The sequence below is a fragment of the Azospirillum sp. UENF 112521 genome, assembly GCF_058780665.1.
The window spans coordinates 2226097-2238575 of sequence record NZ_JBSNCI010000002.1 but is presented as its reverse complement, the minus strand read 5'-3'; the positions used below and the strand labels follow the sequence as shown (position 1 = coordinate 2238575).

At 68.4% G+C, this 12479-nt stretch carries 8 protein-coding genes; 4 read left to right on the top strand and 4 right to left on the bottom strand.

Annotation, left to right across the window (positions count from 1 at the left end):
- Nucleotides 1-203 precede the first annotated feature (203 nt).
- Nucleotides 204-1154 (top strand): transcriptional regulator GcvA, encoded by a 951-nt coding sequence (gcvA, locus tag ACWPN8_RS12940; protein WP_492241019.1) that lies wholly within the window; start codon nt 204-206, stop codon nt 1152-1154.
- Here gcvA and ACWPN8_RS12935 read toward each other — a convergent pair.
- Nucleotides 1114-2109, bottom strand: a complete 996-nt coding sequence (locus ACWPN8_RS12935; protein ID WP_492241018.1) for an L-threonylcarbamoyladenylate synthase — start codon at nt 2107-2109, stop codon at nt 1114-1116. The genes gcvA and ACWPN8_RS12935 overlap by 41 nt on opposite strands.
- 114 nt (nt 2110-2223) lie before the next feature.
- On the opposite strand from ACWPN8_RS12935, the gene parA reads away from it, so the two are divergent.
- A complete protein-coding gene (gene parA / locus ACWPN8_RS12930) occupies nt 2224-2868 on the top strand; it encodes a ParA family partition ATPase (protein WP_492241017.1) in 645 nt (214 codons plus the stop codon).
- 50 nt (nt 2869-2918) lie between these two features.
- Here the strand turns inward: parA and bfr (ACWPN8_RS12925) are convergent, their stop codons facing one another.
- Entirely contained in the window at nt 2919-3398 is a 480-nt protein-coding gene (gene bfr, locus ACWPN8_RS12925) for a bacterioferritin (RefSeq protein WP_492241016.1), read from the bottom strand.
- Nucleotides 3399-3412: 14 nt separating this feature from the next.
- Nucleotides 3413-3895 (bottom strand): bacterioferritin, encoded by a 483-nt coding sequence (bfr, locus tag ACWPN8_RS12920; protein WP_109445571.1) that lies wholly within the window; start codon nt 3893-3895, stop codon nt 3413-3415.
- Nucleotides 3896-4283: 388 nt separating this feature from the next.
- Here bfr (ACWPN8_RS12920) and tyrS point away from each other — a divergent pair, with 388 nt between their 5' ends.
- Nucleotides 4284-5552 carry a tyrosine--tRNA ligase gene (gene tyrS / locus ACWPN8_RS12915; RefSeq protein WP_109445573.1) on the top strand — a complete coding sequence of 423 codons (1269 nt, stop codon included), beginning with the start codon at nt 4284-4286 and terminating at the stop codon, nt 5550-5552.
- Here the strand turns inward: tyrS and ACWPN8_RS12910 are convergent.
- Nucleotides 5509-9318 carry a YhdP family protein gene (locus ACWPN8_RS12910; protein WP_492241015.1) on the bottom strand — a complete coding sequence of 1270 codons (3810 nt, stop codon included), beginning with the start codon at nt 9316-9318 and terminating at the stop codon, nt 5509-5511. The two genes, tyrS and ACWPN8_RS12910, sit on opposite strands and share 44 nt — an antisense overlap.
- Nucleotides 9319-9417: 99 nt before the next feature.
- Between ACWPN8_RS12910 and ACWPN8_RS12905 the strand changes: the two genes are divergently transcribed.
- Nucleotides 9418-12435, top strand: a complete 3018-nt coding sequence (locus tag ACWPN8_RS12905; protein WP_492241014.1) for a bifunctional [glutamine synthetase] adenylyltransferase/[glutamine synthetase]-adenylyl-L-tyrosine phosphorylase — start codon at nt 9418-9420, stop codon at nt 12433-12435.
- The last annotated feature ends 44 nt before the right edge of the window (nt 12436-12479 follow it).

Here is a 12479-nt window from a genome sequence, read left to right as displayed (position 1 = left end):
GTCGCGATCCGTTTCTTGCGGTGGAATTGCCATCGCCCTCGAAACGGATGTTTCAGGCGCCCGTGCCATGATTTCGGGCTTGACCCGAGCGTCCCGCCATTGGGCGGCCTTCCCTGCTCAATCGAGCTGAGCTAAAATTAACGTCCAACTCCGGTGTTGTGCAAACGAGCCTTTTTCCAAATTCAGTTGAGATTTCTTAAATCATGATGCTTTCCTTGCCGCCGCTTGCGGGCCTGCGCGCCTTCGAAGCGACTGCGCGTCACCTCAGCATGACTGTTGCCGCGCGGGAGTTGAATGTCACACCAGGCGCGGTCAGCCTCCAGGTCAAGGAATTGGAAACGGTGCTTGGCTTGCGGCTGTTCGAACGCAGGCCGCGCAGCCTCGCCTTGACCGCCGAGGGGGCGGCCTATCATGCGGCCATCCGGACCGCTTTCCGCCTGATGCGGGACGCGACCGCCGAACTCACGGCAGGGCGCCGCAGGCCGGAACTGACGCTGTCCTGCACCCCGGCCTTCGCCGTTCAATGGCTGGTTCCGCGTCTGCCGCGGTTCGAGGAGGCGGCGCCCGGGATCGATGTACGGATCGGGGTCACCAACCGGCTCGTCGATTTCGCGCAGGACCGCGTCGACGTCGCCGTGCGTCACGGGCTGGGCGCCTACGAAGGCCTATGTGCCGAGCGATTGATCGACGACGAGCTGGTTCCGGTGTGCAGCCCCGACTATCTGCGCACCGCACCGCCGGTTCGGCATCCGGCCGATCTGGCAGCCGATCCGGCAGAAGGGCCAGCGGCTCACCGGCTTCTGCATGACGAGCACCGCGGGGATTGGGCGCTCTGGTTCCGGGCCGCCGGCGTGCCGGATGCGGGCGCGGATCGCGGGCCGGTTTTCGCCGATGGCAACGGGGTGATGGAGGCTGCCAAGGCCGGATTGGGTGTAGCGCTGGTCCGGGACCGTTTTGCCGCCGACGATCTCGCAGCGGGGCGGCTTGTCGTCCTGTTCGACCAGCGCCTGTCGAACGGCCTCGCCTATCACCTCGTCTATCCTGGCGGGGCGGAGGAAAAGCCGGCGGTGGCCGCCTTTCTCCGCTGGATCAGGGCAGAGGCCGGCAGCGCCCTTATCCCCGCGGCGCCGCCGCCCGGCGCAGGCGGTCGTTGATCGCCAGACCCAACCCCACATCGGGGATCGGCATTACCGCGATGCGGCGGGAGCCGCTCTGGTCCAGGCTGCGCAGGTGGGAGAACAGGTTGGCCGCGGCCTCGTTGAGGTCGCCCTCCAGGCTCAGGTTCAGCCGCGTGGTGCCGCCGAAGACGAAGCGGTCGGGGCCGAAGGTCAGGAAGGCTTCGTCCTCTTCCGCCGACGACGCGTTCAGGCGCACCGCGGCGTTGGGGGCGTAGTGGCTTTCCAGCTGGCCGGGCGATTTCGGTGCAGTCGGATCGCCGGCCGACAGGCGGACCGGGCCGATCAGCCGCTCCATCTCGTCGGGCAGAACGGCGCCGGGGCGCAGAAGCGCCGCGTCGGGACCGGTCAGATCGATGACGGTCGACTCCAGCCCGACCATGCATTTGCCGCCGGTTACGATGGCGTCGACCCGGTCGCCCAGGCTTTCCAGCACATGATGCGGCGTGGTCGGGCTGACGGCGCCGGAGCGGTTGGCGCTGGGGGCGGCGATCGGCTTGCCGGCGGCGCGCAGGATCGCCTGCGCCACCGGGTGGTTGGGCACGCGGATGGCGATGCTGTCCAGCCCGGCGCTGACCAGCAGCGACAGGGCGGAGTTGGCCGGGCGCGGCACGACCATGGTCAGCGGGCCGGGCCAGAACTGCGTCGCCAGATCGTGGGCGCGGTCGTCGAACAGGCCCCAGGAATGGGCGGCGACCAGATCGGGGACATGGACGATCAGCGGATTGAACTGCGGCCGGCCCTTGGCGGCGAAGATCGCGGCCACGGCGCGGTCGTCGGTGGCGTCGGCGCCCAGCCCATAGACCGTCTCGGTCGGGAAGGCGACCAGACGGCCGGCGCGCAGCAGTTCGGCCGCTCGGGCGATGCCGGTCGGGGTGGCCGGGATCAGCGCCGGGCGCTTCTCACCGGTATCGGGTGCGGAATGGTCGGTCACGGCGTCTTTCTAGCCCGTGCAGCACCGGTGTCAATTCGCGCGGTTGCACCGGTGCCATGCCCAAGGTTATGAGGGGAGTGCGCAATCAACCAACACAACATGATGGGTGCGGGCATGACGGGCAAGGTCTTCACCGTGGCGCAGCAGAAAGGCGGCGCCGGCAAGACCACGCTGGCGGCCCACCTCGCCATTGCCTGGGCGCAGCTCGGTTACAAGGTCGCCACCGTGGACATCGACCCGCAGGGCAGCCTGACCCGCTGGCATGCCGTGCGGTCGGAGGCCACCGGCGGTCAACCCGGCTTCACCCATGTGCAGATCACCGGCTGGCGCACCCAGGCCGAGGTGGAGAAGCTGGCCCGCTCCCACGACATCGTGGTGATCGACAGCCCGCCCCATGCCCAGACCGAAGCGCGCATCGCCGTCCGCGCCGCCACGCTGGTGGTGGCGCCGGTGCAGCCGAGCCCGATGGATTTGTGGGCGGTGCATCCGACCATCGATCTGGCGGCGCAGGAGAGGCGCCGGCTGCTGCTGGTGCTGAACCGGGTGCCGCCGCGCGCCCGCATCGCCGACGAACTGGTCGGCAGGGTGCATGAGCTGGTCGCGCCGCCGGCGGTGGAACTGGCGACGGCGCAGGTCGGCAACCGCACCGCCTATGCCGGCACGCTGATGACCGGGCTTTCGGTGACGGAGGCCGCACGCAAGACCCAGGCGGCAGCCGAAATGCAGGCGCTGGCGGAAGAGATTTTGCTGCGGGCTTGAGTGGGCGGGTTTGAGGGGGCGCTCCTCGCAGAGTCAGCCCCCGCTCAACCTCAGTCCTTGAACTCGCCCATCGCCGACTGGATGTAGTTGGGCAGACCGATGTCGTCGATCAGGCTCAGCTGGGTTTCCAGATAGTCGATGCGCTCTTCCAACTCTTCCAGCAGTTCGGACAGCTCGTCGCGCGACACGTAGTCGGCCTTCTCCTCGCACACGGAGATGGCGTGGGCGATGCGGTCGCGGGCCTCGCGCTCGGCGGCGAGGTCGCTGGACAGGATCTCCGGCACATCCTCGCCGATGTGCAGCTTGCCGAGGTCCTGGAGGTTGGGGATCGCCTCGATGAACAGGATGCGTTCGATGATCTCGTCCGCGCTCTTCATCACTTCGATGGAGGCGTGATACTCCCACTTGCCCAGGGCCTTGACGCCCCAGTTCTTCAGCATGCGGGCGTGCAGGAAATACTGGTTGATCTGCGTCAGCTGGTCCTTCAGGACGATCTGAAGCTGGACGATAACGTCGCTGTTGCCCTTCATGATCCGTCCTCCGCTCAGGTGGGGAAGCCGCCCATGGCCGACTGCAGGTAATTCTGCAGGCCGAGCATGTCGATCAGGCCAAGCTGCTGTTCCAGCCAGTGGGCATGGTCTTCCTCGGTGTCGACCAGCAGTTCCAGCAGGATGCGGCGGGTGTCGTAATCCTTCACCTGCTCGCAATAGGCGATTGCCTCCTTGAGCGCGGCCACCACCTCATATTCGAGGGTCAGGTCGTTGCGCATCATCTCCGGCACGGTCTTGCCGATGTGAATCGGGTCGCGGCTGGCGACGTCGGGCGTGCCTTCCAGGAACAGGATGCGGCGGATCAGCTTGTCGGCGTGCTCCAGCTCTTCCACCCGCTCGTGCGAGATGCGCTCGCTCAGCGCCTTGAGGCCCATGTCCTCCATGCTGCGGGCATGGGACAGATACTGGTCGGCCGCGCTCAGTTCACCGGTGAGCAGCTTGTTCAAACGGTCCAGGACCCCTTGATCGCCTTGCATGATGCGATACTCCGAAATAGACGATTTGTCGCACCTTGGCACAGCAGAAGGACTCGCACAATAAAAATCTCCCTTTGAAACAAAGATGTAGTTGATAGTCACTATCAATTGGTGCCGGGCGGTCTGCCCAAAATACAGTCAGGCCGGGACTGCTGTTTTGCGAATCAATGTCAATTGCGTTTGGAGCGGATTTCCACGAAATGCCCGGCCCCTGCTCAGGGTTTTGACTTGTGGCGGTGCAGCGATGCTTGAGCGGTAGAATGGGCCGTCCCGCGGGCCGGTTCCAACCATGGCGACCGGGGGCGCCGCATTGAGGCAGGGGCCGTTCCGTGCTAACAGACCGCGGGAATTCTCCGCCCTTCATTCCAACGACAGCCGGATTGCGGCCATGACGACGACCACCCCCTCGGCTCCCGCCTCGGAGTTCCTGCGCACCCTTCAGGATCGCGGGTTCATCCACCAGTGCACCGACTTCGCTACGCTGGACGAGCGTGCGACGAAGGGGCCGATCGTCGCCTATATCGGCTTCGACTGCACCGCCGACAGCTTGCATGTCGGCAGCCTGCTGCCGATCATGATGCTGCGCTGGCTGCAGAAGACCGGCCACAAGCCGATCGTCCTGATGGGCGGCGGCACCACCAAGATCGGCGACCCGTCGGGCAAGGACGAGGCGCGCCAGCTGCTGACCGACGAGGTCATCGCCAACAACATGGCTGGCATCAAGCGGATCTTCGGCCGCTACCTGAGCTTCGGGGATGGGCCGACCGACGCGGTGATGGTGAACAACGCCGACTGGCTGGACGAGCTGAAATACATCCCGCTGCTGCGCGACATCGGCCGTCATTTCACCATCAACCGGATGATGAGCTTCGAGTCGGTCAAGCTGCGGCTGGACCGTGAGCAGCCGCTGACCTTCCTGGAATTCAACTACATGATTCTCCAGGCCTACGATTTCGTGGAGCTGAAGCGCCGCCATGGCTGCACCCTGCAGATGGGCGGGTCGGACCAGTGGGGCAACATCGTCAACGGCGTCGAACTCGGCCGCCGCACCGACGGTGCCGACCTGTTCGGCCTGACCACGCCGCTGCTGACCACCTCGTCCGGCGCCAAGATGGGCAAGACGGCGGCCGGCGCGGTCTGGCTGACCGCCGACAAGCTCAGCAGCTACGATTTCTGGCAGTACTGGCGCAACACCGAGGATGCCGACGTCGGCCGCTTCCTGCGCCTCTACACCGAACTGCCGCTGGACGAGGTCGCCCGGCTGGAAAGCCTGCAGGGCGCCGAGATCAACGAGGCCAAGAAGATCCTCGCCAACGAGGTAACGAAGCTCGCCCATGGCGAGGAGGCCGCGCTGGAGGCTGCCGAGACCGCGCGCCGCGCCTTCGAGGAAGGGGCTGCGGCAGAGGGGCTGCCGAGCATCGAGGTCGCCCGCGCCGATCTGGAAGCCGGCCTGCCGGTGGTGGACCTGCTGGTGTCGGCCGGTCTGGCCGCGTCGAAGGGCGAGGCGCGCCGCCTGATCAAGGGCGGCGGGGCCAAGCTGAACGACGGGCCGATCGCCGACGAGACGGTGAAGGCGACCGCGGCGGACCTGAACGCCGACGGCGTGGTGAAGCTCAGCGCCGGCAAGAAGCGCCACGCGCTGGTGAAGGTGGGCTGACGGCTTTGCAGGGGAGGGGCGCCGGCAGACAACTGCCGGCGCCCCTGTCCTTCACCGTGTGTGCGCCTCCGGCGGCGGTCTGGTGTCCGGCGTCGGCGTGCCGTCGCCGCCCAGGAAGAACAGGTTGCGCAGGAAGCCCGGCGCCAGCACCGCCAGCGGGTTGACCGACACGTCCGGGTCGGACAGCGGGCCCTGGACATGCCAGGTGGCGGAGAAGATGCCCTGGCCCTCGCCGCCGCTCAGCACGTCGCCCAGCAGCGGGATCTGGCCGATCAGGCGGTTCAGGCCATAGACCGGGACGATGGTGCCCTGGAGGTTGGCGGTTTCCGTCTCCAAATCGATCTGTCCCTCCAAGGTCAGGCCGAGCGCCGAACCGGAGGTGCGCAGGTCTTTCAGGGTCAGGAGACGGCCCTCCTTGCGGAAATCCGCCGACATGCGGCCGAAATTGACGCCCTTCCCGCCGCCCAGCAGCTCGGCGAAGCCGGACGGCGAGATGGCGTTCAGGATGCGCGCCAGCGCCGGCACGTCGATCAGGGTGTAGTCGCGGATCTCCACCTTGCCGACGATGGCCGCATCGGCCCGCGCTTCCGCCGACCGGCCGGTCAGGGTCAGCCGCCCGCCGCGCATGCGGTCGTTCAGGTCCATCGCCTGCAGGGCCGATCCCAGAATCCTCGGCGTTGATCGCAAGGTCGTAGACACCCTGCGGACCCGGCCGCCACTTCAGCGACACGCCGCCGCCTTCGCTGCGGCCGGTGAGGTCCAGCAGGGTCCAGGCGGTGGTGTCCCGCTTCATGGAACCCGCGACCTGCCGCAGCCGCCGGCCGTCGCCGAACACCACCGAGTCGAACTTGATGGCAATGTCCAGCGGGGTCTTGCGGCCGTCGTCGGCGGGGGACGGCGGCTTCTTGGGCGGCGTAACCGCGCCCTCGCCGGACGGCGTCTTGCCGGTCAGGCCGCGAGCGTCCAGGCTGGTGCCGGTGATGGTTCCGGCATAACCACCGGCCGGGCCGCCGGGCTTCAGCGCGGGCAGCACGGTCAGGTCGGCGCGCAGGTCGGTCTGGCCCAGCTTGAAGCTGGGGGTCTGCACCCGCGCCACCCGCTTGCCGCCGTCGGCCAGTTCCAGGTTGGTGACGGATTTCAGTCCGCCGGCATCGACGGTCAGGTTGCTGATGCGGGTCGGGCGGTCCTTGTCGAACTCCAGCGTCAGCTTGCCGGTGCCGGGCTTGCCGGCGGGCTTGGCCCAGCCGAGTTCCTCGATGGACAGCCGGGTCTTCTCCAGGTTCAAGTTGCCGGTCAGCAGCAGCTTGTGCTTGCGGTCCACCGTGAACAGGATGTCGGCGCCGAAGGGGCCCTGCACCCGGTCTTCCAGATCGATGCCGTGGGCGCGCAGATCGTCGGCGGTGGCGTCACCCTTCACCGCGATGCGGGTGCGCGGGCCCTTGGCCGCACTGTCGAAGGATTCGTTCCAGTCGATGGTGACCGGGATGCCGTCCAGCTTGGTGGCACCCTTGATCTGCATCGCCTTGAGGTCGAGCGCCAGCGACAGCTCGCCATCGGTGGCATTCAGCCCGGCCGCCACCTTCTCCACCGCCACCTTGCGCAGCTTGCCCGTCACGTCGAGGTCGAGCTGCTCCACCTTCAGGTCGGCCAGCAGTGGGAAGGCGAAATGCAGCTTCGCCTCGGCCGTGCCCTGGGTGCGCGCCGGGTCCATCTCCAGCTTGGTGGGATAGCCCAGCGGCGGCATGTCGATCAGGGTCAGGATCGAGCGCACCGGTCCCTGCACCGGCAGGCGGATGTCCATCGTCTCCTTGCCGATGTCCAGCCCGCCGATCACCACCTTGCCCTCGCCGACCTCGATGTCGCCCGATTTCGCATCGGCGATCCGGCCGCCTTTGGTCAGGACGGTGAAGGTCTTGCCGTCGGTCGTCGCCTCCACGCTGGCGCCGGTGACCGGCGTCAGGTTGTGGAAATAGCGGACGTTGATGTCCTCGCCGGCGATGGTGGCAAGAAAGCGGGTCTGCTCGGGCATCCCCGTTCCATCGAGCGGCACGGACAGCGCCGCCTCCGCCCGCGCCTGCGTCACCGTTCCGTGCGACAGGTTGCGGGTCACCCACTCGCGCGCGTTGGGACCGGCAATCTTCGGCCAGTAGCGGCGAAGCTCGTCCAGCGCCACGCCGCTGGCGGTCGCCTGCGTCTCCACCGCCATGCGGTTGCCCTGGCGCCGGGCGGTGGCGGTGGCCTCCACCCGTGGCTGCGGTCCGCCGGCCTCGCCCAGCACGGCGTCGAATCCGTCCAGCTCGATGCGGTCACGGTCGCCATGCAGGCGCAGCCGGGCCCTGTCCACCGGCACCGGCCCTTCGAACAGGTCGGGCCGCAGCAGCCGGCCGCGGTCGGCTGTGATGTCGGCCTTGCCGGAAATCGGCTGGAGCGACGGATCGAAGGCCATTTCCACCGTGCCCGACAGCGGCAGGTCCGCGGCCTTCAGCGGCGCCAGCACCGGGGCGAGATCGGCGAACGCGGCGGGGACGAGGCCGGTCAGCCGCGCGGTTGCCCGGCCGACCTTGTCCACCCCCTGCTGTCCCGACAGCTCCAGCCCGGCGGTGCGTCCACCGGCGGTCAGCGACAGGCGGGCCTGGAGGTCGCGGCCGCGGTCGGATTCGGCCAGCTGGCCCTGGGCGCTCAACGCCAGCGGTTCGCCGCCGTCCGGCGATCCTGCCTTCAGTGACAAATCCTCGACCCGCAGGCGCCGGCCCGGAACGTCCAGCTTGCCGCGCAAGGAAAGGCTCTGCACGGCGACCGGCTCCGGCCGCAGCGCAGGCAGGGCGACGATGCCGGCGCCGCTGCGCAGGTTCAGATCGACCGTCAGGGGCTCGAAGCGGCGGTCGAGGCGCGCCGTGACGGTGCCGGACAGCGGCAGCTTCACCGCCGACAGCGGTGCCAGGGCCGGCCCGAACTCCGCGATTGCCGCCGGCTCCAGCCCGTCGACCGACATAGTCAGGTCGCTGGTGGTGTCGGCGATGTTGTAGCGGCCGGCGGCCGAGACGGTCACGGCGCGCTGTGGCGCCGTTCCGCCCGCATTGCCGAGGTCCAGCGTCACGCGGGCACGGCCCTGCGCGCCCTCGGCATCGCGGGTCAGCACCATGTCGGCGCGGGTGGCGTGCCAGGCCAGATCGAGCATGCGGTTCTCGACCCGAAGGTCGGCTCCCGTCACCGACAGCCGGCGCAGCAGCCCCAGCGGCCGGTCGATGTCGGGCGGGCGGCGCAGGCTTTCCAGAGCCTCATCGATCAGGTCGGGGCCGCCGTCGTCTGCCTTGCGGGTGGACTGCGCGTCCGACCGCACGTCGAAGGCGAGGCTGCCGTCGGCCCGGCGCAGCACGGACAGGCGCGGCCGGACCAGATCGAGGCGCGTCGGCGACAGCGTGCCGCGGAACAGCGCCGGGATGGAGAAGCCGATGCCCATCTCCGGCACCGCGGCCAGTTCCGTCCCGTCGGCATTCAGCGCCTGCACCCGCCGGGCGCGCAGGTCGAGACGGCGGCCCGACGCTTCAAGCCCGTCCTCTTCCTCCAGCGACAGCACCAGTTCGCCGATATCGACCTGGAAACGGCCGTCGCGGTCGCTCAGTGCCCGTTCGACATAGGGGATCAGCGGGTCGAGCGCCACCGGCCCCTGCGACAGGCGCCAGGCGAACAGCCCGCCGGCCGCCAGCGCAATGGCGCCGATCCCGGTCAGCGTCAAGCCGATGATCTTCGCGGTGCGCCGGATCATCGGACGCCATGAGCAAGAGAGGGCGAATCGGCCCGATTGACCTTCCCGTCCGAGACGTGCAGCTTTCTGCACATGTTTTGAGCAGGAAAGACCGCCGTCATGCCGAGTCCCATCGCGTTCTCAAGCCCCTTGCCGAAGCCCTTCGACAGCGCGCAGGCGGCGCTGGGGATGGAGCGTTGGCGCCAGCATGCCGCCGCTGCGGAGCCGGAGACCCGCGCCTGGGCGGAGGCCTTCGCCGAATCGGAGACCGGCCGGGCGCTGATCGGGGCGGTCTGCGGCAACAGCCCGTATCTCGGCCACAGCCTGACGCGGGAGTTGCCCTTCGTCGCCCGTACAATGCAGGACGGCTTCGACGACAGCTTCGCCGCGCTGATCGCCGCCCTCCATGCCGAGCATGATGAGGAAAAGTCGATGGACCGGCTGATGGCCGGCCTGCGGGTGGCGAAGCGGCGGGCGGCGCTGCTGATCGCGCTGGCCGACATCGCCGGCGTCTGGCCGCTGTTCCGCGTCACCGGCGCCCTGTCGGAGCTGGCGGAGACGGGGGTCCAACTGGCCGCGAATTTCCTGCTGCGCCGCGCCGGGGAGGCGGGGACGCTGACGCTGCCGGATCCGCAGCGACCGTGGGTCGGTTCGGGCCTGATCGTTTTGGGCATGGGTAAGCTTGGCGGGCGCGAACTCAACTATTCCAGCGACATCGACCTGATCGTCCTGTACGACGACGCTGTTGTGCAGACGCCCCAGCCGGACAACCTCGCGCGAACCTTCATCAGGCTCGCACGCGATCTTGTCCGCATTATGGATGAACGGACCAAGGACGGCTACGTCTTCCGCACCGACCTTCGGCTTAGGCCGGACCCCGGCGCCACGCCGCTGGCGGTTTCCGTCTCCGCGGCCGAAATTTATTACGGCAGCGTCGGGCAGAACTGGGAACGCGCGGCGATGATCAAGGCCCGTCCCATCGCCGGCGATCCGGAGGCGGGCGCTTCCTTCATCCAATTCCTTGAGCCCTTCGTATGGCGGCGCAACCTGGATTTCGCCGCCATCCAGGACATCCATTCGATCAAGCGCCAGATCAACGCCCACAAGGGCCACCGCGAGGTGACGGTCAACGGCCACGACATCAAGGTCGGCCGCGGCGGCATCCGCGAGATCGAGTTCTTCGCCCAGACCCAGCAGCTGATCTTCGGCGGGCGCGACCCGCGCGTGCGCATCGCCCCGACCCTGATGGCGAACGAGGCGCTGCGCGACGTCGGCCGCGTGCCGCCGCAGACGGTGGAGGAGCTTGCCGGGGCCTATCATTTCCTGCGCCGTGTCGAACACCGCATCCAGATGATCGACGACCAGCAGACCCACCGTATTCCCGCCGACGATGCCGGGGTGGCGCATCTGGCCACCTTCCTCGGCTATGATGACCCCACCGCCTTCCGGGCGGAGCTGCTGGCGACGCTGGGGCAGGTGGAGGACCGCTATGCCGAGCTGTTCGAGGAGGCGCCGTCGCTGTCCGGTCCCGGCAATCTGGTCTTCACCGGCACCGACCCCGATCCCGGCACGGTGGAGACGCTGACGGGCATGGGCTTCGCCGACCCGGCCCGCGTCATCAGCGTGGTGTCGGCCTGGCATCGCGGCCGCTACCGCGCCACCCGGTCGGGCCGGGCGCGCGAGCTGCTGACGGAGTTGACGCCGGCCCTGCTGAGCGCGCTGGCGAAGACGCCGGCCCCCGATTCGGCGCTGATGAACTTCGACGATTTCCTTGGCAAGCTGCCGGCCGGCGTCGGCCTGTTCTCCCTGTTCGTCGCCAATCCCTGGCTGCTGGAGCTGGTGGCGGAGATCATGGGCATCGCGCCGCAAATGGCGCAGACCCTGTCGCGCAACCCGTCGCTGCTCGACGCCGTGCTGTCGCCCGACTTCTTCGACCCGCTGCCGGGTCGAGAGGATGGGCTGGCCGACGACCATGCCCGCGTGATGGCGGCGGCCCGCGATTTCGAGGATGCGCTGACCCTGTCGCGGCGCTGGACCAACGACCAGCGTTTCCGCGCCGGTGTCCATATCCTGCGCGGCATCACCGACGGCGACCGCTGCGGCGCCTTCCTGGCCGATCTGGCCGACATCGTCGTCCCCGACCTCGCCCGGCGGGTGGAGGAGGAGTTCGCCCAGCGCCATGGCCATATTCCCGGCGGCGCCTGGGTGGTGGTGGCGATGGGCAAGCTGGGCAGCCGGCAGCTGACCATCACGTCCGACATCGACCTGATCGTCATCTACGACGTGGCACCGGGGGACGGTCCCCGTCTTTCGGATGGCACCAAGCCGCTGTCGCCCAACGAGTATTACATCAAGCTGACCCAGCGTCTGACCAACGCCATCACCGCACCGATGGGCGACGGCCGGCTCTACGAGGTCGACATGCGACTGCGCCCGTCGGGCAATGCCGGGCCGCTCGCCACCTCGCTGGACGCCTTCCTGAAATATCAGGCGACAGATGCCTGGACCTGGGAGCATATGGCCCTGACCCGCGCCCGGGTGATCGGCGGCGATGCGGAGTTGGCCGGGCGGGTATCTGCGGCGATCCGCTCGGTGCTGACGGCGCCGCGCGATGCCGACCGGCTGCTGTGGGACGTGGCCGACATGCGGCGGCGGATCGAGAAGGAGTTCGGGACGACCAATGTCTGGAACGTCAAATACGCCCGTGGCGGCCTGATCGACATCGAGTTCATCGCCCAGTACCTGCAGTTGCGCCATGGTCACGAGCGGCCGGACATCCTGCACATCGGCACCGCCAAGGCGCTGGGCTGCGCCGCCCGGACTGGCGCGCTGGCGCCGGAGGTGGCGGAGGATCTGGAGACGACGCTGCGGCTGTGGCGGCGGGTGCAGGGCTTCCTGCGGCTGACCACCGCCGGGGTGCTCGATCCCAACCAGGTGTCGCCCAGCCTGCTGGCCGGGCTGGTCCGCGCCGCCTTTCCCGCCGACTTTCAGGGCGAGCGTGAGCCTGGCACTGTTGACTTCCCCGAGCTGGACCACAGAATCCGTGCCGTCGCCGCCCGCGCCCATGGTCATTTCAAGGCCCTGGTCGAGGAGCCGGCGGGCCGTCTGGCCCCACCCGCCACCACGCCTCCGGCCTGAGACCCTGTTTCCCGGCCGGCAAGAAGAAGGATAGTCGAGCAGCC